Annotated in this window: 22 protein-coding genes; 1 reads left to right on the top strand and 21 read right to left on the bottom strand. The window is 41.1% G+C overall.

What is annotated here, in order from left to right:
- Nucleotides 1-12 precede the first annotated feature (12 nt).
- From dnaI to citZ, 15 genes are all read right to left on the bottom strand, one after another.
- Nucleotides 13-960, bottom strand: coding sequence for a primosomal protein DnaI (gene dnaI, locus NRI27_RS02175; RefSeq protein WP_371389365.1), 948 nt, complete (start codon nt 958-960; stop codon nt 13-15).
- 3 nt (nt 961-963) lie between these two features.
- On the bottom strand, nt 964-2331 hold the full coding sequence (locus NRI27_RS02170) for a replication initiation and membrane attachment family protein (protein ID WP_371389364.1): 1368 nt from the start codon (nt 2329-2331) through the stop codon (nt 964-966).
- 34 nt (nt 2332-2365) lie between these two features.
- Nucleotides 2366-2830, bottom strand: coding sequence for a transcriptional regulator NrdR (nrdR, locus tag NRI27_RS02165; RefSeq protein ID WP_317942865.1), 465 nt, complete (start codon nt 2828-2830; stop codon nt 2366-2368).
- 199 nt (nt 2831-3029) lie between these two features.
- Nucleotides 3030-4052: a glyceraldehyde-3-phosphate dehydrogenase gene (locus NRI27_RS02160; RefSeq protein ID WP_371389363.1), complete on the bottom strand. Its 1023-nt coding sequence runs from the start codon at nt 4050-4052 to the stop codon at nt 3030-3032.
- Between the two features lie 126 nt (nt 4053-4178).
- On the bottom strand, nt 4179-4775 hold the full coding sequence (gene coaE / locus NRI27_RS02155; RefSeq protein ID WP_371389362.1) for a dephospho-CoA kinase: 597 nt from the start codon (nt 4773-4775) through the stop codon (nt 4179-4181).
- A gap of 13 nt (nt 4776-4788) precedes the next feature.
- The gene (mutM, locus tag NRI27_RS02150; RefSeq protein WP_371389361.1) at nt 4789-5661 is read right to left on the bottom strand and encodes a bifunctional DNA-formamidopyrimidine glycosylase/DNA-(apurinic or apyrimidinic site) lyase; all 873 of its coding nucleotides are present in this window, start codon (nt 5659-5661) and stop codon (nt 4789-4791) included.
- A 9-nt stretch (nt 5662-5670) separates the two neighbouring features.
- Entirely contained in the window at nt 5671-8298 is a 2628-nt protein-coding gene (gene polA / locus NRI27_RS02145) for a DNA polymerase I (protein ID WP_371389360.1), read from the bottom strand.
- Between the two features lie 82 nt (nt 8299-8380).
- On the bottom strand, nt 8381-9382 hold the full coding sequence (gene hflC / locus NRI27_RS02140) for a protease modulator HflC (RefSeq protein ID WP_317942857.1): 1002 nt from the start codon (nt 9380-9382) through the stop codon (nt 8381-8383).
- Nucleotides 9382-10350: an FtsH protease activity modulator HflK gene (gene hflK / locus NRI27_RS02135; protein WP_371389359.1), complete on the bottom strand. Its 969-nt coding sequence runs from the start codon at nt 10348-10350 to the stop codon at nt 9382-9384. The genes hflC and hflK overlap by 1 nt, the downstream gene beginning before the upstream one ends.
- Before the next feature lie 263 nt (nt 10351-10613).
- The gene (gene pnpS / locus NRI27_RS02130) at nt 10614-12017 is read right to left on the bottom strand and encodes a two-component system histidine kinase PnpS (RefSeq protein ID WP_371389358.1); all 1404 of its coding nucleotides are present in this window, start codon (nt 12015-12017) and stop codon (nt 10614-10616) included.
- Nucleotides 12014-12721, bottom strand: coding sequence for a response regulator transcription factor (locus tag NRI27_RS02125; RefSeq protein ID WP_317943019.1), 708 nt, complete (start codon nt 12719-12721; stop codon nt 12014-12016). The genes pnpS and NRI27_RS02125 overlap by 4 nt, the downstream gene beginning before the upstream one ends.
- A gap of 66 nt (nt 12722-12787) precedes the next feature.
- On the bottom strand, nt 12788-13264 hold the full coding sequence (locus NRI27_RS02120) for a MaoC/PaaZ C-terminal domain-containing protein (protein WP_371389357.1): 477 nt from the start codon (nt 13262-13264) through the stop codon (nt 12788-12790).
- 171 nt (nt 13265-13435) lie between these two features.
- Entirely contained in the window at nt 13436-14374 is a 939-nt protein-coding gene (mdh, locus tag NRI27_RS02115) for a malate dehydrogenase (RefSeq protein ID WP_371389356.1), read from the bottom strand.
- 176 nt (nt 14375-14550) lie between these two features.
- Nucleotides 14551-15810, bottom strand: a complete 1260-nt coding sequence (icd, locus tag NRI27_RS02110) for an NADP-dependent isocitrate dehydrogenase (RefSeq protein ID WP_371389355.1) — start codon at nt 15808-15810, stop codon at nt 14551-14553.
- An 82-nt stretch (nt 15811-15892) separates the two neighbouring features.
- Entirely contained in the window at nt 15893-17008 is a 1116-nt protein-coding gene (gene citZ, locus NRI27_RS02105; RefSeq protein ID WP_371389354.1) for a citrate synthase, read from the bottom strand.
- A 177-nt stretch (nt 17009-17185) separates the two neighbouring features.
- Between citZ and NRI27_RS02100 the strand changes: the two genes are divergently transcribed.
- Nucleotides 17186-18160 carry an AI-2E family transporter gene (locus tag NRI27_RS02100; protein ID WP_371389353.1) on the top strand — a complete coding sequence of 325 codons (975 nt, stop codon included), beginning with the start codon at nt 17186-17188 and terminating at the stop codon, nt 18158-18160.
- Here the strand turns inward: NRI27_RS02100 and NRI27_RS02095 are convergent.
- The 6 genes from NRI27_RS02095 to NRI27_RS02070 all read right to left on the bottom strand — a co-directional run bounded on the left by NRI27_RS02095 (nt 18150) and on the right by NRI27_RS02070 (nt 23916).
- Nucleotides 18150-18533, bottom strand: coding sequence for an FxsA family protein (locus tag NRI27_RS02095; protein WP_317942844.1), 384 nt, complete (start codon nt 18531-18533; stop codon nt 18150-18152). The genes NRI27_RS02100 and NRI27_RS02095 overlap by 11 nt on opposite strands.
- Before the next feature lie 102 nt (nt 18534-18635).
- The gene (pyk, locus tag NRI27_RS02090) at nt 18636-20396 is read right to left on the bottom strand and encodes a pyruvate kinase (RefSeq protein ID WP_317942842.1); all 1761 of its coding nucleotides are present in this window, start codon (nt 20394-20396) and stop codon (nt 18636-18638) included.
- 29 nt (nt 20397-20425) lie between these two features.
- On the bottom strand, nt 20426-21388 hold the full coding sequence (pfkA, locus tag NRI27_RS02085; RefSeq protein ID WP_371389352.1) for a 6-phosphofructokinase: 963 nt from the start codon (nt 21386-21388) through the stop codon (nt 20426-20428).
- Nucleotides 21389-21457: 69 nt separating this feature from the next.
- Nucleotides 21458-22411 carry an acetyl-CoA carboxylase carboxyltransferase subunit alpha gene (locus NRI27_RS02080; protein WP_371389351.1) on the bottom strand — a complete coding sequence of 318 codons (954 nt, stop codon included), beginning with the start codon at nt 22409-22411 and terminating at the stop codon, nt 21458-21460.
- Between the two features lies 1 nt (nt 22412).
- A complete protein-coding gene (accD, locus tag NRI27_RS02075; protein ID WP_317942837.1) occupies nt 22413-23270 on the bottom strand; it encodes an acetyl-CoA carboxylase, carboxyltransferase subunit beta in 858 nt (285 codons plus the stop codon).
- Between the two features lies 1 nt (nt 23271).
- Nucleotides 23272-23916, bottom strand: a complete 645-nt coding sequence (locus NRI27_RS02070) for a FadR/GntR family transcriptional regulator (RefSeq protein ID WP_371389350.1) — start codon at nt 23914-23916, stop codon at nt 23272-23274.
- Nucleotides 23917-23965: the final 49 nt, after the last annotated feature.

Genomic DNA, 23965 nt, shown 5'->3' with positions numbered 1-23965 from the left:
TTGTCCTTCATGTCAATTCCGATTTCTAAGGTTGGAACCTTTCAATTCAATCGGTTTACTTACCGTTTTAATGCGTTCCATAATTCTCGCTGCTTTAACCTCTTCCTTTTCACCTCGTTGCGTATACGCTAAGTGATGCTCCAACTCTTTAAAATTATAGTTCGAGGTAAAGAAAGTAGGCAATTTCTCTGCCATTCGGTATTGTAAAATCGTACCTAGCACTTCATCTCGCGCCCAGGCAGAGATGGATTCAGCACCAAAATCATCTAACATAAGGACTTCCGCTTTCTTCACAAAGTCAATCTTGTCATTGAACGTTTGGTCTTGAATCGATTGTTTAATTTCCCGCAGAAACTCGGGAATATAAACAATGACTGTCCTCACTCGACGATTAGCAAGTTCATTCGCAAGTGCTCCAAGAATATAAGATTTGCCCGTTCCAAATGGCCCGTAAATGTAGAATCCGCGCTCCGGCAGTTTTCCTGTCTCACTGTATTCACTAAGAAATTGTGCGGCTGCTTCAATTGCAATAATGCGACTGTCATCATGCTCTAAATTGACATGGTGAAGACGCGCTTCCATCACATCTTTTGGCATGTGCATACTATCAATCATATTCGTAATGTTTCGTCTTTCATCGTCAACCAATTTATTCGGACATTTAACATAATCAATGTCAATGAACCCTTGCGACAAAACAAGTTTTGGTTCAAAGCCTTTCATTACGTTTATGCACCCATCCAGATGTGGACACTTTTCACATTGATGTGAAGCAGACACAAACTCATATAACTTCATTAAACTCTTCTCAACAACTGCTTTGTCAATGGAAGCCGCATGCTCTTCAATAAACTGTTGAACAGCGGGAGATTCCATCACTTCATTTCGCACCGCTTCATATCTAGCCGCCAACTCTGACGGATTGACAACCCTTCTTAATGTACTTCCGATTCGCTCCACCTATTATTTCCCCTCCGTTCTCATCGCATCTAACTTGGCGATTAGTTGACGACGTTTTTCATCCATGGATGGGTCAACATCCTTTTTGTTAGCTTGTTTACGATCATCTGTTTCATCGTTTTTACGGAACCACTCCGGCAGCTTCTCTTCTCTTCCTTGCCTTTGTTTTCGAGAGTTTGTCTGATTACTTCCTTCTTTTTGCCATTGCATATATTGGTCGTGCTCTTTTCTAGACATGTCCATTGCTTGCTTTGCAGTTGTAATTTTTTTATTAGCCCAGTGAGACGCAATCCGTTCTGCATAGTTTTTCGTTATTTTCCCGTCATTTCGGATAATGACATAATGTAACAGGACATTGACAACGCCAACTGTAAAACCGTGTACCGTTACTAAACGTTCAGCAAGCTGCACATCGACAGGAAGTGGTTCTTTCCCTGTATAATCCCTTAACATTTCTCGCGGCGAGACCGTTTCCATGTACTGTAAAAGTTCATCTTCACGAGTGACAGGTTCTTTTTTAAGAGGAGGTGCTTCCTTATGAAAAACTTTTTCAAGTTTAGGGGCATTACGAGAAATATTCAGCTTGTAGAAATCTGTAGCAGCTTTTCGTAAGCGTTCTTCTGGTAGATTCAAATCTTCATCCAACGCCATCATAATTACTTTTTGCATATCCATTGGCGTTAGTGAATAAAGAAATGCCAGTTTCCCAATAAACTCTTTTGAGACGGAAGCAAGTGCAGATTGAGGTACCATTTGTTCTGATAACCCTGCCCGAAGAAGTTGGAAATCAAAATCAAAGTTGGCAAATGGCAAGCCTTCTGACACCGATTTCCCTGATAGTTTCGTTGGTTCCTGTTCAATTTCCGATCCACTTGAACGGATCGGCTTGTAGACGTCGAGAAATGTACGGGAAACTTCATTATAGCCATCCATTTTTTGATCAGAGAGGGTAAACCGGGCTTTTAATCCACGGTACGCATTTTCACCAATCTTACTGAATAAAAATGTGGACAATAAGGGATCTTCAAAGAAAGATTTCGCATCCATCGGCGGCAAAAGTTCATAGATGAACGAGCGGTCTTCACTCTCTTCCTTACAAAATGTCCGCAATAGGCCAATCGCTTCAAGAGAGATTCTAGCTTCAAAAACTTGACCAAGTGGCATAGTCAGTAAGTTCATGAGGTGGTAGTGATTGTATTCACTATCAAGATTCCGCTCTGCATCCGCCCATAACGACAAAAACAGACTCATCGATTGCGGTCCGATAAGTGGTTGGTAAAACAAAGTGAGGAGTTGTCGATCATAATCCGAAAATGGATGCGACATCATGATTTTATAAGTGTCAATCGGTTGTAATTCTTGATATAGCATATTGTCGGAGCTCCTCTCTTTCAGGCTTCAAAGCTTAATTTCTCTCTTTTTTCGTTTGTAAATTTTGGAGTTCTTCAATGAAAACCGTAATGTCTTTGTATTGACGATAGACAGATGCAAAACGGACATAGGCAACTTCATCGACATCCGCCAATTTTTCCATCACCATTTCCCCTACGTTTTCTGAGCGAATCTCCACTGTCCCTGAACTTCTTAACTCTTTTTCAATATGATAAACAATGTTTTTAAGAGCTTCCAGATCAACCGGTCTCTTTTCACAAGCCCTTATCAATCCTCGTAATAATTTCTCGTTGCTGAATTCTTCCCGTGTACCGTCTTTTTTGACGACAATGAGCGGCATTTCTTCGACCTTTTCAAAAGTCGTAAAACGAAATGCGCATTTCTCACATTCTCTTCGTCGCCGAATAGATCGATTCTCTTCAGCTGGTCTGGAATCGATGACTCGGGTGCCATTGTAATGACAAGCTGGACATATCATTTTAGCTTCCTCCGTATTTCCGTATAGTCCTTTGATTATAACAGATGTTCAAGGGAAAAATCGAAAAGGATGTAAGAAAGATTTAGGGAATCACGACGAAAAAGAGGTTGTCTGCTTACTGTCAAGAACAGCCACCAGGCATTGTTCAACGCCTGATTCCCATTCTTAACGAAGCGACAACCTCTATGAATTATTGACCTTACGCTTTCAATTTGTTATTCAATGCATTTGCAACTTTCTTCGTCAATTCTACAACACGTGCAGAATAACCCCACTCGTTATCGTACCAAGCAAGCACTTTTACTTTGCGATCACCCATGACAATTGTCGAAAGACCATCAATTGTTGCAGATTCTTTCGTTGTATTAAAGTCGATCGAAACAAGTGGCTCAGTTGTGAAACGAAGAATGCCTGCCAACGCACCATTTGCAGCTTTGATAAATGCTTCATTTACTTCTTCGACTGTAACATCCTTTTTCACATCCACTACGAGGTCGACGAGAGAGACATTCGGCGTTGGTACACGTAAAGCCATACCATGAATTTTCCCTTCAAGCTCTGGTAATACAAGTGACAATGCCTTAGCCGCTCCAGTCGAAGTCGGTATGATTGATTGTGCACAAGCACGAGCACGACGAAGATCCTTATGTGGATTATCCAAGTTCTTTTGATCATTCGTATACGAATGAACAGTCGTCATCAAGCCGTTCTCAATTCCAAAAGTATCGTTCAACACTTTTGCAACAGGAGCAAGACAGTTTGTTGTACAGCTAGCATTTGAAATGACATCATGCTTTTCAATGTCTAATTTTTCATCGTTTACACCTAAGACAATCGTTACGTCTTCGTTTTTACCAGGTGCAGTCAAAATCACTTTTTGTGCCCCCGCTTCAAGATGAAGAGCGGCTTTTTCACGGGCATTGAATACGCCTGTCGCTTCTATTACAATGTCCACACCAAGTTGTTTCCATGGTAATTTCAATGGATCACGCTCAGCTATTAATTCTACACGCTTTCCATTTACTACAAGAGCATTTTCCTCTACAACGACCTCACCATCAAACACTCCATGATTTGTGTCATACTTAATCAAATGTGCTAACGTTTCAGCCGGATACGATGCGTTCACTGCTACTACTTTCACATCGTCCTCCATAATAATTTGGCGGAAAACCATGCGTCCGATGCGCCCAAACCCATTAATCGCTATAGAAGTAGTCATGAAATAAATCCTCCTGCATAATGTTATACTTTATATCGTTTATCCGTTAATTAGTATAGCATAATTTATGTAGGAACAAAGAGTTTGTGAACAAAATTACAATGTTCCACTTTTCAGAGAATACTTTCATGCTCGAGCACCCCATTGTTGCAATATGTGTTCCAACTGTCTCTCAGTCTCTTCTCTCGTGCCATCGTTAGAAATTACAGCATCAGCAAGGTCTTCTTTTTCAATAACCGGAATTTGGGAACGTATCCTGGCATCTGCCTCTTCTTCGGTTAAGTTGTTACGTTCCATTAATCTCTCACGCTGGATAGAAGGCGTGACCGAAACGACAATAATCTTTTCAACGAAAGATTGCAACTTACTTTCAAACAAGAGAGGGATATCCATAATGACTGTCTGTGCACCTTTGTGCAACCATTCATCTTTTTGACGAAGCATCTCTTTCCGTACAGCGGGATGCATAATCGCATTCAACCTCTGCCGTTCTTCTTCATTATTGAATATTCGATGCCCTAGGCGTTCCCTGTTCAATGTCCCGACTTCCGTTAATAGATCTTGACCAAATACATCTACAATCTGGGAAAGTACCGGACTTCCGGGCTCAACAACTTTCCTTGCAATCTCATCCGCATCGACAATTGCATAGCCTTTGTTCTTCAGCATATTTGCTACTGTACTTTTCCCGGTTGCAATACTACCAGTCAATCCAATAATCATGCACCTACCTCCTTCATCTCTGGCATTTGGGGCAGTAGACAGAAGTTCTTCCCGCAATCTTCATGCTCTTCGTATCACGTCCACACGTTTTACAATGTTTTTTTCCGTACATTTGTAGACGTGTCTGCATCGTGCCTGCTTCACCATTAATGTTACGATAATCAGAGATTGAACTCCCACCTGCATCAATACTTTCTTGTAGCACCATTACGATTTCCTGAAACAATGCACGCTTTCTTTCTTCACTTATACGTTCAGCCGCTCTGGCAGGATGGATATTCATCCGAAACAGTGCTTCTGTTGCGTAGATGTTTCCACATCCTGATATGATTTGTCCATCCATGATCACTTCTTTGATCGGTTTCCGTGCATACTTAGGCAATTTAGCCATTTCAATAAAGTGTTCGATGGCAGCCTGTTCGAATGGCTCTGGAGCCATCTTCAATAACGGCGTATAGTCATCTTCCTTATTTAATAAGCGCAATTCACCAAATCTGCGAATATCCGAGTAAATTAAGAAACCGCCATCTTGCATTTTCATCACGACATGTATATGGTCTCGGAACCTTTTCTCTTTCACTTCATCTGGGCTATCCACGACGAACCAAGCGCCGGTCATCCCTAAGTGACTGACGAGTAAATGGGATTGTCCTTCTTTCTCTAGATGAAAGTAAATATATTTGCTTCGACGTGTAACATTCTTAATTGTCATTGCTGGTAATTCTGTTATAAAGTCGTCTAACGTTTTTCCTTTTACGATCGCTTCTTTTCCTAGCTCTTTTGATTGTTTGATAACTGAAGAAACTTCCACTTCAACAATCGTCCGACCTGAAGAAGCGGGGGCCAATTCACGTACGACCCCTTCCACTTCCGGTAGTTCTGGCATAGCAATTCCTCATTTCGTATCGTACCAAGACAAGCCGAATGCAGATTCCACTAGTAACGGTACATCCAGTTGCAGTGCAGATTCCATTACTTCAGGTACGATTTCTTTCAATTTCTCTATTTCGTGTTCAGGAGCCTCAAAAATCAACTCATCATGCACTTGGAGCAGCATGCGCGCTTCCATTTTCTCAGCTTCCAATCGTGCATCCATGTCAATCATCGCTTTTTTTATAATATCTGCAGCAGTTCCTTGAATCGGTGTATTCATAGCTGTCCGTTCTGCGAAGCTACGCAAATTAAAATTGGAGCTCGTAATATCCGGCAAATACCTTCTGCGATTCATCATCGTTACGACATACCCTTTCAACTTTGCATCTGATACGATGTCATCCATATATTGTTTGACACCAGGGAAAGTCTTCAAATACGTGTCGATGAATTTCCCAGCTTCTTTGCGCGTAATGTTCAAACTTTGTGACAGGCCATAATCACTAATCCCATAGACAATACCAAAGTTTACGGCTTTAGCAGTCCGTCGCATATCAGAAGAGACACCGTCTTGATCCACTCCGAAAACATCCATTGCTGTTTTTGTATGGATATCTTCTCCTTCACGGAAAGCGGAAATCATTTTCTCATCTTTTGAAATATGCGCGAGTACACGCAGTTCAATTTGAGAATAATCGGCAGCAAACATCATCCATCCCGGTTCAGAAGGCACGAAAGCAGCTCTAATTTTTCGCCCTTCCTCTAAACGAACGGGTATATTTTGCAAATTCGGATTGATTGAACTTAACCGACCAGTCTGTGTCAACGCTTGTTGGAAGCGCGTATGAATTTTCCCATCTTCATGGATTTCTTTGGATAATCCTTCAATATAAGTCGAATTCAATTTACCGAGTTGTCTATACGTTAAGATGAACCCGATAATTTCATGTTCACTTTCAAGCTTTTCTAACACATCTGCAGCTGTCGAATAGCCAGTCTTTGTCTTTTTAATTGGTGTCAAACCTATCTTTTCAAAAAGGATTTCACCTAGCTGTTTAGGTGAATTAATGTTGAATGGTTGTCCAGCCATTTCGTAAATAATGGACTCCAACTCTGACAACCGTGTTGATAATTCAACACCTATTTGTTGGAGAATACTGAGATCAGTCTTTACCCCGGTGGATTCCATCTTGCCAAGTATTTTCGCCAATGGCATTTCAAGTTCATGGTACAAATCAAATTGCTCATTGTCGCGCAATTTTTCTTCCAACCTCGGTTTCAACAGCCAAACCGCCTTCACCTTCCTACCTGCATGATCCGCAACAACACGATCATCAGGCACTGCTCTCTTTGCGCCTTTTCCGTAAATCGTTTCATCCATTTCAACTTCACTGTAGTTAAATTCTTTCGCAACGGATGCAACATCCGTATAAGACGATGAAGGGTTTGCGATATACGTCGCTAAAAGCAAATCAAAATCAAATCCGTTCGTTTCAATCCCATAACGCAATAAAGATGCATAGGTCGCTTTCGTATCCGTCGCATACTTTTTCTTTGACTCATCTTGAAACCACGCTGTTAACTTTGAAGATGCTTGCAGAACTTCTATCGGGATGTAAGAAATTGTTTGTCCATCCGTCATACTGACACCTAACACATCCGTCGACAAATAATTCTCGTCCATCATTTCAACGTGAATAGCCATTTCGTCGGATAATTCAACTGCATTTCCATCCGAAATGATTGCAACCTCAATCGCTTCTTGCATTTCAGCACTTTCCGCCTGTGGTGCCATTTTTTCAAGAAGCGTCTTAAATTTAAGTTCTTCGTAAATCGCTTTTACCTTCTCATCTCGTGGCCCTTTATATGACAAATCATCTATTGAGATTGTAATAGGTGCTTGGACTTCAATCGTCGCGAGCTTTTTACTCATAATTGCCTGCTCTTCATTCGCTGTCAAATTTTCTTTTAACTTTTTACCGGTGACTGCATCCAGTGACTCATAAACGCTCTCTACAGTCCCGAACTGTTTTAATAATTTTATGGCTGTTTTCTCTCCGACACCTGGCACACCAGGTATATTGTCGGACGCATCTCCCATGAGTCCTTTCATATCGATGATTTGCTCAGGTGTCAAACCATATTTCTCCTCAATATGTGCAGGTGTATATTTTTCCAGATCCGTTATGCCTTTACGTGTAATACATACAGTTGTACGATCACTCGCAAGTTGCGTCAAATCCTTATCACCCGAGATAATTACGACTTCAGCACCTTTTTCTGCGCCTACTTTACTCAGCGTTCCAATAATGTCATCCGCTTCATACTGGTCAAGTTCATATTGCGGTATCTCATAAGCGTCTAGTAATTTTCGTAAATAAGGGAATTGCTCCGAAAGCTCAGGTGGCGTCTTCTGTCTACCACCTTTATATTCACCGAACGTCGCATGTCTAAATGTTGTTTTTCCCGCATCCCACGCAACAAGTATATGTGTCGGCTTTTCCTCGGATAAAATGTTTTGTAGCATCATTGTAAATCCATATACGGCGTTCGTATGAATTCCACTATCATTCGTTAAAAGCGGCAATGCAAAAAATGCGCGATACGCTAAACTATTTCCATCTAAAAGGACCACTTTCTCTTTTGACAAATCCGATTCACTCCTTAATTAAAAACGTCATCTTCATTTATCTTACCACGAGGGGCAGAATAATTGAAAATGACGCTACTGATTACTCTAAGTATCCAGTTAGTAATTTTGCATATGGTGAATCTGCAGGCATAATGATCATTGTATCATCACCAATCGTTCTTGAGTATGATTGCAACGTTCGATAAAGATTGTAAAACTCAGGGTCTTTTGAGAAAGCATTATTATAAATTTTCGCTGCTTCTGCTTCTCCTTCAGCATGGATGATCGCTGCGTCTTTCTTTGCTGTCGCCAGCATCTCTTGAACTTCACGATCCGTTTCCGCTTCAATCTTCTTCTTTTCTGCATCCCCTTGGGACAAATATGTTTGAGCAGTTGAATCACGTTCAGAAATCATTCTGGTGTAGATCGAATGTTCGTTTTCCTCTGGCAAATCAATTCGCTTCATACGTACATCTATTACTTCAATACCAAAGTTCCCTTCTTTTAAAAACGTGTTCACTTGCTCAGTCACACGATCATTCAAACTTCCTCGTGATGGGTTTTCATCGTTAATGACATCCACGTAGTCCAGCTGACCCATCTCATTCCGTATAACCGAATAAATGAATTCCTCCATTCTTGACTCAGCATTAATAATATTTCTAGCATTCGTTATCATTTCTCTTGGATTATTAATTTTCCATACTGCATAGTTGTCAATAATGATTCGTTTTTTGTCTCTTGTATTGATTTCTGCTTCTGAAACATTATACGTCATTTGATTTTTAGGTAACACGGTCACTGTTTGAATGAAAGGTACTTTCATATTTAGGCCAGGTTCTTGAATTGTCCTTTTAATTTCTCCAAACTGGCTAATCACTCTGTACTCATCTTCCTTTACAACAAAGACATTTGCTAGCAGAATTACCGCGACGGTAAAGAATACTGTTAACAAAACTGCGGTTCTAACATATTTCTTCACATTTACAGGACGCTTTGGTGTAATGACTTTATTTGGATCCGATGTACCTTTTTGTTTTGCACGTTGTTTTTCCATGAATTTCTCTTCTATGCTTTTGAATGGGTTATTATCGTTGGTCATTAATTATTCCCCCCTTCTGTTTTTGTTTCAGCAGGTGGTGGAGTCTGATTCTCCATTTGTTGTAAAGGTAAATATTTCAACGTCTCTCCGTCATCGTTCATAATATAGATTTTCGCTTTAGGTAACACTTGCTCGAGCGTTTCAATGATTAAACGTTGACGTGTGATTGCCGTATTCTTCTTATACTCGGCATGCAAATCGTTAAATAACGCTACATCTCCCAGTGCTTGTTCAATACGTGCCGTTTTCTGTCCAATTGCCCTTGATTTAATAGCGTCTCTTTCTCCAACCGCTTCACTTGTCCGTTGGTTTCGGTACTTGTTTGCTTCATTTATTTTAGTGTTTTTCGTTTCTCTTGCATCTGTAACAGCTGTAAAGGCAGCTCGCACCTCTGCATTCGGTAGTTCTACGTCTTGCAACTTAACGCCTTGTATAGAAATACCAATGTCATACGTATTTACAAGTGAAGTTAATAGTTCGCGCGTTTTCGCTTCAATTTCGGCTTTTCCATCCGTCAAAGAAGCATCGATTGTTGAACTGCCAATGATAGATCGAATAGATGCTGATGTTGAATCATGCAAGATTTCCTGTGGATCTTGCGCATTGAACAAATACTTTTCTGGATCCGTAATTTTCCATTGCACAATCAAATCTGCAAGGACAATATATTCGTCACCTGTAATCATTTTTGTTTCCTTGTCATACGACACTAATTCTCCACTAGCGTCTTGCTTGTAACCAAACTGCAGACTATACGTCTCTTTCGATAACTTTTCAATCTGTTGAATCGGCCAAGGCAGTTTAAAATGCAAACCCGATTCAGTGACCGGAGTATCGGCTTTTCCAAATGTAATGACAACAGCCTGTTCTGATTCATCAATTGTGTACCAAGTCGTAAATGCAACTACGAGTAGTATGACTCCCGCAATTACCAGTCCGGCTGCTATCGATGCACGGCGTGTACTCATTGTTGAAGTTCCCCCTTTTTCTATGTATCTACTACATGTACGGATTTATCACAAATAAGTTTCAGAATCGACTTATAAAAATTTTATCTAGATATTCTGTACCCCTACCAACTACCTTGACAAATACTGTTGTATCTTAGACGCTCGATGTATTGCAGGGTAGAAATAGATTGATCGAGGTCTCCTCTTTACAAACATAGGCAAAAAGACGAACGGCACAAACCGTTCGTCTTTTTTCCTTATATTCTAAAATTATGACACACTCAAAGTTCTTTCGTACGTTTAGGTATATAAATTGTAAATGTTGTGCCTTTCCCTATTTCACTCTCTACAGCAACTTTCCCACCATGCGCTTCGATCAAATGTTTCACAATAGCTAAACCTAACCCGGTACCACCTGACTCCCTGCTTCGTGCACGGTCTACGCGGTAAAATCTTTCAAAAAGGCGTGGTAGCTCTTTAGCTTCAATACCCATCCCTTCGTCCGTTACAGAGAGAATTACCTCATGCGCATTCTCTATAGCTGCAATTGTAATCGTTGTACCTTCTTTTGAATAATTAATGGCGTTCGTCAGCAAATTGACCATCACCTGAATTAATCGGTCAGCATCTGCCATTACTGTAATTGCAGCTGTCTCATCGATAATACGCATGTTTTTGCGCTCTGCCAAACCCGATGTGATTTTTTTAGCGTCCTTTACAATCTCCTGCAAACTTACTTGTCGCTTGTTCAACTGGAAACCTTCACGCTCAATGCCTGACAATTCGAGGAGATCATTTACGAGCACATGAAGGCGTTCACTTTCCTTCTGGATAATTTCCAAAAAGTCCTTTAATAGTACCGGTTCCTTCATCGCACCATCCAACAGCGTTTCAATAAAACCTTTTATGGAAGTGATGGGTGTTCTTAATTCATGGGAAACGTTTGCCACAAAATCTTTCCGTATTTCCTCCAATCGGATGATTTCCGTAATGTCGTGTAAGACGACGATGATACCCAGCCAGTTCCCATGACGGCCAATGACAGGCGCACCATAAACACTCAAAAAGGATTGGCGATGACGGATTTGACGCTCTTGTACTTGTTCGGTCAAAAAGACATCTTCTATGATTCGCTCAAAATCTGTTGGCAAACCAATTTCCATATACGTTTTGCCAATCAGTTGCTCACGCGTGACACCAAATGTTTCTTCAAAGGCACCGTTTAGCAAATTGACGGAGCCCTCTCGCCCGAACATTAACAGACCGCTCCCCATGCTTTCAACTAATGTTTTTAAGCGTTCTTTCTCCATCGCTCGTAAAATGGACGTTTCTTGTAAATTTCTTGCGATTTGATTCACAGCGAGTGCAAGTTCGTCTTGACCACCATTCTTATCGATCGGCGCTCTTGCCAAATAGTCTCCTTTGGCAATGAGTTGCGCTGTCCTTTTTACATGATCAATCGGTTTAGTATATTGTCGAATGACACGTATACCAATAAACAACGTAATCAAGTAAGCAATCAAAAGAAAAAACAATAGAAAGTACCAATACTTAATCTCTATTTCTTTTGTTATTTCATGGTCAATCAGTTGAAAAAACTGGCCGAGGACGATGCCTAGACCAGCCAATAAAATAAAAAGCATCACTGCAAATGCAACTGATAGTCGTGAATGGAGGCTGCTCATTGCGTCTTTTGCTCCTCAAATTTATAACCGATGCCTCTTACCGTTTTTATGAATAACGGTTTTCTTGTGTTTTCCTCAATCTTTTCACGCAAATGACTCACATGAACATCAACAATTCTTGTGTCTCCCGCAAAGTCGTAATTCCACACAGCACTTAGCAATTGGTCACGCGTTAACACACGATTTTTATGTTGAATGAAATAGACCAGCAACTCAAATTCTTTTGGTGTGAATTCTAATGCTTTCCCATCTAAATAAGCTTCGTACTGCTCAGGATGTACTGTCAGTGAACCGGATGCCAGGATTTCATCACCATCTGTTTCGATGTCAGAACGATCCCCACTTCTACGCAATACAGCTTTTACACGCGCAATCACTTCACGGGGACTAAAGGGCTTTGTCATATAATCGTCCGCACCGATTTCCAATCCAAGCACTTTATCTGGCTCTTCGCCTTTTGCAGTCAGCATGATAATTGGAATATTACTTTTCCTTTGCCTCAACACTTTGCATACTTCTATTCCATCCATTTTCGGTAACATCAAATCAAGGAGTATTAAGTCCGGTTTTTCAGTCTCCACTTTACGAACAGCTTCTTCTCCATCGGCCGCCATTACCGTTTCAAAATTGGATTGTTTTAAGTTATAGTCGAGCAATGTGCGAATCGGTTGTTCGTCATCGACGATTAATATTTTGCTAACGATGTTCTTCATCCCCCTTAGCTGTCTACTCTACATTCGTTTTATATTGTTTTACCTCATATTCAAATCTTAAAAATTCTCCATTGCTTGTGTTGTCAAGTGGTCCTTCATGACAGGTGGAATGACGGTCATCGAGCCAGTTATGACTACACATCCATCCTCTTTTGTCGCTTCTACTTGAATGACAATGTAGTTATTTTCTTTATCAACCTGCTTAACTTCCAATTGAATATCGATTGTTTCGTAATGGTAAACGTGTTCTGGAAATTGCAAATGTTGTTCTGTGACATGTGACCCCGGACCAGGCATGTATTTGGAGATTGCAGCAGTAATAATTCCGGTTAACATGATTGTTGGCACAATTGGTCGTTCATACGCAGTTTGAGAAGCATAATCATGCTGAATATAGAGTGGATTCGCATCGTTTGTTAACCCAAGATAAACGAGTAGATCTTTATCCTCTATCTTCTCTGTCAATTTCAACTTTTCCCCTGTATCGATTTTATCAATACTACGACCTAAACGTCTTTTCTTGCCCAGTATCATTGTTTTCCCCCTCATCATTCCGTCATAAAAATTGTATCAATATTTCATCAGAAAGAGCAAGCTTCTTCCGTGCTAAATACAAGGTTTCGTTCATATTTAAGTAAATTTAACATTGTGTTTACAATTGTAAAAATCCGAGTTGCACAATGCCACTCGGATTAGTTATTTCTATCATGCCAATACTTCCATGACCGCTTTGACAGCAGATGCGGATTTCAAGAGGGCTTTGTTTTCATCATCTGACAGTTCTAACTCAATAATCTGTTCAATCCCATTTGCTCCAAGAATCGTTGGCACCCCTAAATAAATACCTTCCATTCCATATTCACCTTCCAAATAGGCGATGGACGGGAGAATTCGTTTTTGGTCTTTCAGTATCGCTTCAGCCATTTCAACAAGTGATGCTGCTGGCGCGTAATATGCAGAGCCATTGCCAAGGAGATTGACAATTTCAGCTCCTCCTTTTCGAGTCCGTTCCACAATTCCCTCTATTTGTTCGGGCGTTAACAATGATTTGATGGGAACCCCTCCTGCTGCTGAATAGCGGATGAGTGGCACCATATCATCCCCATGTCCTCCGAGTACAAATCCGGTGACATCTTTCACGGACACATTCAATTCCTGTGCAACAAACGTACGGAAGCGAGCGGTATCCAAAACGCCTGACTGCCCGATGACCCGTTCTTTAGGGAATCCTGATGTACGGAAGACGGTATACGTCATAGCATCTACAGGATTTGTCAAAACAAGTATGATTGCATTCGGAGAATAGTTCACAATTTCAGTTGTTACATCTTTCATGATTTGTTGATTTGTTTGCACGAGGTCATCTCTGCTCATACCTGGCTTTCGTGCAATACCGGCTGTTATGATGACAATATCGGATTCCTTTGTATCAGCGTATGATGCTGTACCAGTAATTTGCGCATCAAAACCTAGTACAGGTCCTGCTTCGAGCATATCGAGTGCTTTTCCTTTTGTCGGATTTTCCATGTGTGGAATATCGACAAGTACTACATCGCATAATTCTTTTTGCGCAAGCAGAAATGCTGTTGTTGCACCTGTGAAACCTGAACCGATAACTGAGACTTTCTTCCGTTTCAATGTCATTAGAAAACTCTCCTTTTTCTGTTGCAAGTATTCGAAGGGTATGCCCTCTACCATAGTCTACCACAAAACCGTAAACTCCTAACGGCTTTAGGCAACGTCCCATTGGAAAGTCCTATGAAGCATAGAAAAATCCCCCTTCATTGTCCAAAGACAATAAAGGAGGATGGATTCATGAATTATAAGTTTTTGATCAATTCATCAGCAAACTCAGAAGTCTTCACTTCAGTCGCACCGTCCATTAGACGCGCGAAGTCATATGTTACTACTTTAGAAGCAATTGTTTTCTCGATGGAAGCCATGATCATTTTAGCCGCTTCGTTCCAACCCATATGCTCGAGCATCATAACACCAGAAAGCAATACAGATGAAGGGTTTACTTTGTCAAGACCTGCATATTTAGGTGCAGTTCCGTGAGTTGCTTCAAAGATCGCATGTCCTGTTACGTAGTTGATGTTCGCTCCTGGAGCAATACCGATTCCACCAACTTGTGCAGCAAGTGCGTCAGAAATATAGTCACCATTCAAGTTCATTGTTGCAACAACATCAAACTCTTTTGGACGTGTAAGAATTTGTTGTAAGAAGATGTCAGCGATTGAATCTTTTACGATGATTTTACCAGCCGCTTCAGCATCTGCTTGTGCCTTGTTTGCAGCTTCCGTACCTTCTGCTTCTTTGATTTTATCGTATTGGTTCCAAGTGAATACTTTGTCACCGAATTCTTCTTCAGCCACTTCGTAGCCCCAGTTTTTGAAAGCTCCTTCAGTGAACTTCATAATGTTCCCTTTGTGAACAAGTGTCAATGATTTACGACCTTCGTTAATTGCATAGTTCAATGCGCCACGAACAAGACGTTTTGTTCCTTCTTTAGAAATTGGTTTAATACCAATACCAGAAGTTTCAGGGAAACGGATTTTATTGACACCCATTTCTGTTTGAAGGAATGAAATCAGCTTGTTTACTTCTTCTGAACCTTCTTTGTATTCAATACCCGCATAAATATCTTCCGTATTTTCACGGAAAATAACCATATCACAATCTTCAGGACGTTTCACTGGAGAAGGAACACCTTCAAAATAACGTACCGGACGTAGGCAAGTGTAGAGATCCAACTCTTGACGAAGTGCTACGTTCAATGAACGGAAACCTCCACCGATTGGAGTTGTTAAAGGACCTTTAATTGCAATCAAATATTCCTCGATTGTATCAAGCGTTTCTTGTGGCAACCATTCACCTGTTTCGTTGAATGCCTTTTCACCTGCAAGAACTTCTTTCCACTCAATTTTCTTTTTTCCCTCATAAGCTTTTTCTACAGCCGCTTCAATTACGCGGGAAGCTGCATGCCAAATATCAGGACCAGTACCGTCACCGATAATGAATGGAATTGTTGCTTCATCTGGAACATTTAAAACACCGTTAGTTACTGTAATTTTCGCCATTGATAATTCCTCCAATTCATGATGAGAGGGCAAGTATACCGGATACTGCCCCAAAAAGCTTGTCTATTCAGTTAAACAACTGTTATCGCTCATTGATTGGTACATATTTTTGCATATCCGGACCGATATACTCTGCACGTGGACGGATCAATCTGTTGTTCGAATACTGCTCTAAAATGTGTGCCGTCCATCCAGAGAAACGTGAAACTGCAAAAATAGGCGTGAACAAGTCATGATCGATACCAAGTGAATGATAAACCGAAGCTGAATAGAAATCAACATTTGGCGGTAAATTCTTTTCACCTGTAACAATTGACTCAATCTTTTGTGACATGTTGTACCATTTCTCTTCTCCGCGAAGAGTTGTTAGCTTTTTAGACATTTCACGTAGATGTTTCGCGCGTGGATCACCTTTACGATAGACGCGGTGACCGAAGCCCATAATTTTTTCTTTGTTATCAAGTTTTTCTCTGATGAAAGATTCAACTTTGTCTTCAGAACCGATTTCCATTAACATCTTCATCACTTGCTCATTCGCTCCACCATGAAGTGGACCTTTAAGAGCGCCGATCGCTGCGGTAACACCTGAATACATATCAGATAAAGTAGCTACACAAACACGTGCAGTGAATGTGGATGCATTTAACTCATGATCCGCATGCAGTACGAGTGCCTTATTGAATGCTTCAATTGCAATCTCTTGCGGCTGTTCTCCTGTCAACATGTATAAGAAGTTTGCTGCGTAACCGAGATCCTTCTTAGGTGCAACAGGTTCTTGTCCCTTACGGATACGTGAAAAAGCAGTAACAATTGTTGCGATTTTCGCTTGGAGCATAATCGCCTTCTCGTAGTTCGCCTCGTCAGACATATCTTCTGCATTCTCATCGTATAATCCAAGAAGAGATACAGCTGTTCTTACCGCAGCCATAGGATGCACTTTGTCGATTGGGTACGTCTTGAAATGATCAAGTACAGGCTGTGGAATCGACATGTTATCCGCTAGTTGTTGTTTGAATTCAGCAAGTTCATCTGCTTTTGGCAGACGTTGATGCCAAAGTAGATACACAACTTCCTCGAAGCTTGCATTTTCAGCAAGATCATCAATATCGTAACCGACATATGTAAGGGTGTCATCAATAATAGAACTGATGGCAGATTGTGTCGCTACGATTCCTTCTAATCCTTTTGTTGCTGTCATTTGAATCGCTCCTTCACTCAATTTTGTCTATATATCTACAAAAACCTTGTAAACATAGACAAATCTACTTATTTACTTCAGTGTGTAACGCTTACATTCACCATTATAAGCAAATATTACAGTTTTGTGAATGAAAACGCTTGTTTTCATTGTAAAAAAGTGAAAAAGGGTGGAAATTTGATCAAAAAACACGTACAACATGAGTCGATTAAACAGTTGTCACTAAGTTGGTTTCCTGCAATCTTCGCAATCCTTTTCATTTACTTTGTCCCGCCAGTTGGCATTGCAATCATTATTGCCTATTTCACAGCTCCAATATTGACTGCACTACGCACCGTCACTAAGCTACCGCTAACAATTGCCACTTTGTTTGTTATGTTATCTATCATATTTATTGTAAGCACGTTTTCGTTCATTGCCATTCACGGGCTCATTGATACCGTCCCGATTGTAGAAAAGCACCTTGCTCCGTACACTGCCAACTCCGATGTTTCAGGAAAAGTATTTACGTTCCTAGAAGAAAAAGTTGTCGAATACGGACACGCACTACTCGAACATGCCATTGCATTTACGACTACATTATTCCAACGATTATTTAGCCTTTTCATTTTTCTTGTCGCCTATTTTTTTGCGTTGCGTGAATCAGGAAAGAATCGATTCTGGTTTCTAGTCTATTTCCCTATCAGCATGAAGAAACCAGCCAAAAAGATTTTTACAAAAGCGGGGGAACTGATCGGAACTTTTGTTTTTGTGGAAGCTCGACTATTTTTGTTGACCTTTATCATTTTGGGGATTGGTTTTACACTTCTGGATTTCAGCTCTCCAATCGGAAGCGCTTTCCTTGTATCACTCGTTGACAGTTTGCCATTACTTGGAATTGGTCTCTTCCTCATTCCAATGGCTGCTTTCTTCTTTTATTCAAATAAAATGATTGTCGCGATCGCATTATTGCTCTTATACATCTTTGTCATCATCGCAAGACAGATGGCCGAGTCGCTCATGTGGGCATCTGCTTTTCGTGTACAACCGATTCATGCGTTTTTCATAACCGTTTGCTCTTTCTATTTGTTCGGACTTCCCGGAATCCTACTAACACCTTTTCTTTTGTTCGCTGCGTTAAAGTTAAAGAAGCATCCTTATTTCATCGAATAATAATCTGGCCTTTTTTCATTTTATTGTATATCCATTTCACGATGAATGGTCGAATGAGATTTCTTGGTCCATTGAACAATAGCAACAGGCCGGCGAAGTCTGTCAAAAAGCCAGGCATCATGAGAAGAATTCCTCCAATGAAAATACATAGGCCATCAATAATTGCATTACCTGGTGTTTCCATGGACGACATTCTTATTTGCAGTTCCTTCCACGCTTTTAACCCTTGTCGTTTTGCAAGATAAGCGCCGCCTAAACCAGTTAGCAAAATAAGGAGGACAGTCGGCATAACGCCCAATTGATTTCCGGAATATAACAAAAGCGCAATTTCTGCAGTTGGTACGAGGATAAACGCTGCAATTAGCCATTTCAATTCTGCATTTCCTCCAATCCTGAAAAGGCTGCTTCCGATTGAACGAAAGACAGCCTTTTGAAATGTGACGACTACATTTTCCTGTAATCGTTTCGTAAATACTTATAGGACACTTGCATGTCCATTATAAATGACTCCAGACTCCGCATCCATTGTAATGTCTTTTCCGTGGATAATCAATTCGGTCGCTTTCTCCACTCCAACAATGACCGGAATGCCTAAACTTAAACCGACAACCGCTGCGTGGCTCGTCAATCCACCTTCTTCGGTAATTAATCCAGCGCACTTCTCAATTGCCGGCATCATGTCACGGTCAGAAGAGTTTGTGACGATGATCTTACCGTCGACATCGTGTGCCAATGCTTCTTGTGCATTATGCGCAATGACTGCCTGACCGAAAGCAACTGATTTTCCGATTCCTTGACCTTTGGCAAGCATATCACCAATGACATGGATTTTCATCAGATTCGTCGTGCCCGCTTCACCAACAGGAACACCTGCAGTGATAATGACGACATCACCGTGCGTCACATATTGGTGTTTCACACTTTCTTCTACAGATTCTTGTAAAATTTCATCAATCGAATGCACTCGTTCACCAATGATCGGATAAATTCCCCAAACAAGTGAAAGTTTACGTGAACAAATTTCTGATGAAGTCATTGCAATAATTGGACAACCTGGACGGTATTTCGCAATCATTTTGGCAGTATGACCACTTTCAGTAGGTGCTAAAACAGCTTTTACATTCAAATTAATGGCTGTATATGCTGCGGCTTGACCAATTGCTTCTGTCATATTGCCTTGTTTTTCTTTCCGACGTGTAGAAACGACAGCTCGATAGTCAACAGCACTTTCTGCAGTTTGTGCAATTCGATCCATTGTGCGTACTGACTCTACCGGGTATAGTCCAGCAGCTGTCTCACCAGATAGCATAATGGCATCAGAACCATCTAGAATTGCATTCGCTACGTCACTCGCCTCCGCTCTCGTTGGACGAGGATTGCGTTGCATGGAATCTAACATTTGAGTTGCTGTAATAACGGGTTTTCCGACTTGGTTACATTTCTCAATCATGTTCTTTTGAACGAGAGGAACTTTTTCTGCCGGAATCTCCACACCGAGATCTCCACGAGCGACCATCAAACCGTCTGAAACGTTTAAGATATCATCGAGATTGTCGACGCCTTCCTGATTCTCTATTTTCGGGATGATATGAATATGGCCACCGCTGTTTTTCTCCAACAATTCACGAATCTCCATCACGTCAGATGCTCTTCTGACAAAAGAAGCCGCAATGAAGTCAACACCTTGGTCGATACCAAATAAAATATCTTCCTTATCCTTTTCGGTAATACCAGGCAATTGAACAGAAACACCTGGTACGTTTACACCCTTTTTATTTTTCAAAGGACCTGAATTGATAACAAGTGTATGAATCAGTCCATTTGCCACATCTTTCTCGATGACTTCCAGTTGAATGAGGCCATCGTCCAATAAAATGACAGAGCCTTTATCCACATCATCAATCAGCTTGTCGTAGGTAACAGAGAACATCTCCTCTGTCCCTTCAACTTCAGACATGGAAATCGCAATTTTTTGTCCTGTCACGAGTTCAACAAGCCCGTTCTTCATGGAGTGCGTTCGAATCTCGGGTCCTTTCGTATCGAGCAAGATCCCTACTACTTTACCTGTCTTTTTAGACGCTTCCCTGATGGCTAGAATTCTCGCTTTATGCTCTTCATGTGAACCATGTGAAAAGTTAAGCCTCGCTACATTCATACCTGCTTCCATCAATTGTTCCAGAGTTTCTGGTGATTCACTAGCAGGTCCGATTGTACATACAATTTTTGTCTTCCTCATCATTTCAACGCCCTTTCGTCTACTCTTCTTTAAATTGATAACTCTTTCGACAACTTATACAATTGTTTGTCAAATGTATGGTCAGAAGGGTTAAAAACTACATCCAAGTCATAGTCTACCACCATATTGTTCTGCATTCCAATCGCGATGCCACTTCGTCCTTCACAAAGCACTTCCACAGCTCTCGCACCATACTGACTCGCAATGACACGATCTCTCGCTGAAGGAGAGCCGCCTCTTTGAATATGTCCCAGTACAGATACACGTGTTTCAATCCCTGCTTTTTCCTTTAAGATTTCAGCGAGGGCTGATCCAGTCATCACGCCTTCAGCAACAATGATGATACTATGTTTCTTTCCACGACCAGAACCGCTTTGTAATCTTGTAATGATTTCATCAATTGCAAAGCCTTCTTCAGGAATCAGAATGGTTTCTGCTCCCCCTGCAAGACCTGACCAAAGCGCTAAATCACCCGCATCCCTACCCATCACTTCAATGATGAAAGTACGTTCGTGTGAAGTCGCCGTATCCCGTATTTTGTCAATTGCATCAATGACTGTATTCAATGCCGAGTCGAAACCAATTGTAAACTGCGTTCCATTGATGTCATTATCGATTGTCGCAGGCACACATACACAAGGAATACCCAACTTGACTAATTCATACGCCCCACGGAAAGATCCATCACCACCGATTACAACAAGTCCATCAATCCCATTTGCATGAAGTTGTTTGACAGCCTCTGCTCGACCTTCCTCTGTCATAAATTCAGGCGAGCGCGCTGACCGGAGCATTGTTCCTCCACGTTGAATGATATCTCCTACCGAACCAAGTTCCAACTGTTCAATTTTCCCTTGGATCAATCCTTGATAGCCATTATACACTCCTGCTATTTGAAGACCTTCATAAATTCCTTTACGAACAACAGCACGGACTGCAGCATTCATTCCAGGCGCGTCACCGCCACTTGTCAAAACAGCTATTTTCTTCAACGCGAGCACATCCTTTACAAGTAGTTGTGGAAAACACGAAAAGATGCGGGGACTTGCCCGCACCTCGACTTATTCAGTAAATACCCCTATATTCCGGAACTTTTTATAACGATTTTCTATGATTTCATTTTCATCCATCTTGCAAAGCACTTCTAATGAATCGCGTAAAACATTTCTCATATTTTCAGCTTGCGCTTTTGCATCACGATGCGCGCCTCCTAATACTTCAGGAATGATTTCGTCTATAATCTCCATGTGTTTCAAATGCTGAGCAGTTATCTTCATAGCTTCAGCCGCTTGCTTCGACAAACTTGAATCCTTCCAGAGAATTGAAGCTGCACCTTCAGGCGAAATAACCGAGTAAGTGGAATGTTCTAGCATGTGGACATGGTTGGCAACCCCTAGCGCAAGCGCTCCACCACTTCCACCTTCACCGATCACAATTGAAACGACAGGGACTTTCAAGCCAGCCATTTCGACCAAATTACGTGCAATCGCCTCACTTTGACCACGTTCTTCAGCTGCTTTACCGGGATACGCACCTTTTGTGTCAATGAAACAAATAATTGGTCGACCGAATTTTTCAGCTTGTTTCATCAAACGAAGAGCTTTCCGATAGCCTTCAGGATGAGGCATTCCAAAATTCCGTTTCACATTTTCTTTTGTATCTTTTCCACGTTGGTGACCAATAATTGTAACTGGTTTGGATTCAAATGATCCAATTCCTGCCACAATCGCAGCATCATCACCGAAGCAGCGGTCCCCATGTAGTTCAAAGAAATCCTCAAACAACTCTTCTATGTACTCTTTTGTAGTCGGGCGTTGAGGATGTCTTGCTACTTGAACACGATCCCAAGGTTCCATGTTTGTATAAATTTCAGTTTCCAAATTGCTTAAACGTGTTTTCAAATTGGTGATTTCTGCTGTGAGGTCGACATCATTGGATGAAGTGAATTCTTCCAACTCAGCAATCTTCTCACGTAATTTAACAATTGGTTCTTCAAAGGCTAATGTCTTACTCATTTTAATTACCCTCTCTTTCATGCAACTTGAGCAATTTTGCAAGTTCTTCAGCCATATCACAACGATGAATGACTGCATCTACTTGGCCATGCTCCAGAAGGAACTCCGCGGTTTGGAAATCTTCAGGTAATTTCTCTCTTACAGTCTGTTCAATAACTCTTCTTCCCGCAAATCCAATCAGTGCTTTTGGTTCTGCAAGGTTAATATCCCCAACAGATGCAAAGCTCGCAGACACGCCACCAGTTGTTGGATACGTCATAATGGAGATAAATAGCAAGCCTTTATCCGAATGTCTTTTTAATGCAACACTCGTTTTGGCCATTTGCATTAAGGATAGGACTCCTTCTTGCATGCGTGCGCCACCACTCGCTGAGAAGATAAGAACAGGGATATTCTTCTCTGTTGCTTTCTCCACCGCTCTCGTTATTTTTTCACCGACTACCGAACCCATAGAACCCATTCTGAAATGCGAATCCATAATGGCAACTGCAACTTCGCAACCGCCAATTTTTCCGACACCCGTAAGAACAGCTTCATTTAGGCCTGTTTTCGCTGCATCCGATTTCACCTTTTCTGTATAAGATGGGAAACGTAATGGGTTTTCCGTTTGTAAATGGCTATCCATTGGCTCAAAAGTATCTTTATCAAATAAACAATCAACACGCTCCCAAGCTGTCATCTTGAAGTGATGATCGCATTTTGGACATACTTTTGCAGTTTTCATCAAATCTTTCGTCAAAATGATTTCTTTACACGCTGGACATTTTGTCATTAACCCTTCAGGCACATCGTTTTTAGCCTCTTCAGAAGGTATGGTCACAGCTTTATGGCTATTTTTCTTAAACAAATCACGAATCATATCATACTTCCCCCTCAATTATTTCAATCCAATTGTCATAGGCAGTAATTGCTTTTTCCTCAAGACCACTTACTATATTTTCCAACAACGCTTTTACAGTTTCTTTTTCTGCAGCAGTTGTCAATTCTTCATAGGGAACTCTACTATATCGCTTCAACAAAAACCAAATTTTTAATGACAACCGGTTATCAGTCACTACAATCATCTCACGGATGATGTCCTCTCTCAAAACCGCTCCGTCTTCCTCAAGCCTTACTAAAAGGCTTTGCCAAACAGGTAATTGTCGCTTCTCTTCCTGTTTGCATATTGAACGAATTGCCGCTTTTTCATGGATAATCCTCGTCTGCTTTACATCCATCGCCGAATTCGGTTGCTGCATAATGAAAGTAGAGAGCACTTCGACAAGTTGATGCTTTTTAAAATCCGATAAAAATGTCCCTTCTCCACGCCTCGTTTCAATTAAACCTAATAACTCCAAACTTCTAAGCGCTTCGCGAATCGTGGATCTCCCAACTTGAAGCCGTTCAGCTAACACGCGTTCAGACGGGAGTTTATCACCAACAGCAATGCCTTCCGCCTTGATCATCAGACGTAGTTCTCCAACAATATCAAGAAACATTTTAGATGATGGTTTTATAGTTTCCATTTTGGTGCCCCTTTGGACGTCTTTTGTTGAAAAGTGGTCAGACCACTAT

Origin of the sequence: Sporosarcina sp. OR05 (genome assembly GCF_041414805.1) — a bacterium.
Classification (GTDB): Bacteria; Bacillota; Bacilli; order Bacillales_A; family Planococcaceae; genus Sporosarcina; species Sporosarcina saromensis.
Note: the sequence above shows the minus strand (reverse complement) of the source record. Positions and strands in the feature narration are given on the sequence as shown.

What these genes read in the sequence shown, in the direction of transcription:
- hflK (WP_371389359.1), bottom strand. Translation starts at nt 10,350, where the DNA reads ATGAGTACACGCCGTGCATCGATAGCAGCCGGACTGGTAATTGCGGGA.
- pnpS (WP_371389358.1), bottom strand. Translation starts at nt 12,017, where the DNA reads ATGAGCAGCCTCCATTCACGACTATCAGTTGCATTTGCAGTGATGCTT.
- citZ (WP_371389354.1), bottom strand. Translation starts at nt 17,008, where the DNA reads ATGACAGCAACAAAAGGATTAGAAGGAATCGTAGCGACACAATCTGCC.
- accD (WP_317942837.1), bottom strand. Translation starts at nt 23,270, where the DNA reads ATGATTCGTGATTTGTTTAAGAAAAATAGCCATAAAGCTGTGACCATA.
- hflC (WP_317942857.1), bottom strand. Translation starts at nt 9,382, where the DNA reads ATGACCAACGATAATAACCCATTCAAAAGCATAGAAGAGAAATTCATG.
- coaE (WP_371389362.1), bottom strand. Translation starts at nt 4,775, where the DNA reads ATGATTATTGGATTGACTGGTAGTATTGCAACCGGGAAAAGTACAGTA.
- NRI27_RS02160 (WP_371389363.1), bottom strand. Translation starts at nt 4,052, where the DNA reads ATGACTACTTCTATAGCGATTAATGGGTTTGGGCGCATCGGACGCATG.
- mdh (WP_371389356.1), bottom strand. Translation starts at nt 14,374, where the DNA reads ATGACATTGAAACGGAAGAAAGTCTCAGTTATCGGTTCAGGTTTCACA.
- NRI27_RS02120 (WP_371389357.1), bottom strand. Translation starts at nt 13,264, where the DNA reads ATGATACTGGGCAAGAAAAGACGTTTAGGTCGTAGTATTGATAAAATC.
- icd (WP_371389355.1), bottom strand. Translation starts at nt 15,810, where the DNA reads ATGGCGAAAATTACAGTAACTAACGGTGTTTTAAATGTTCCAGATGAA.
- mutM (WP_371389361.1), bottom strand. Translation starts at nt 5,661, where the DNA reads ATGCCAGAACTACCGGAAGTGGAAGGGGTCGTACGTGAATTGGCCCCC.
- nrdR (WP_317942865.1), bottom strand. Translation starts at nt 2,830, where the DNA reads ATGATATGTCCAGCTTGTCATTACAATGGCACCCGAGTCATCGATTCC.
- NRI27_RS02070 (WP_371389350.1), bottom strand. Translation starts at nt 23,916, where the DNA reads ATGGAAACTATAAAACCATCATCTAAAATGTTTCTTGATATTGTTGGA.
- NRI27_RS02170 (WP_371389364.1), bottom strand. Translation starts at nt 2,331, where the DNA reads ATGCTATATCAAGAATTACAACCGATTGACACTTATAAAATCATGATG.
- NRI27_RS02080 (WP_371389351.1), bottom strand. Translation starts at nt 22,411, where the DNA reads ATGAGTAAGACATTAGCCTTTGAAGAACCAATTGTTAAATTACGTGAG.
- pyk (WP_317942842.1), bottom strand. Translation starts at nt 20,396, where the DNA reads ATGAGGAAGACAAAAATTGTATGTACAATCGGACCTGCTAGTGAATCA.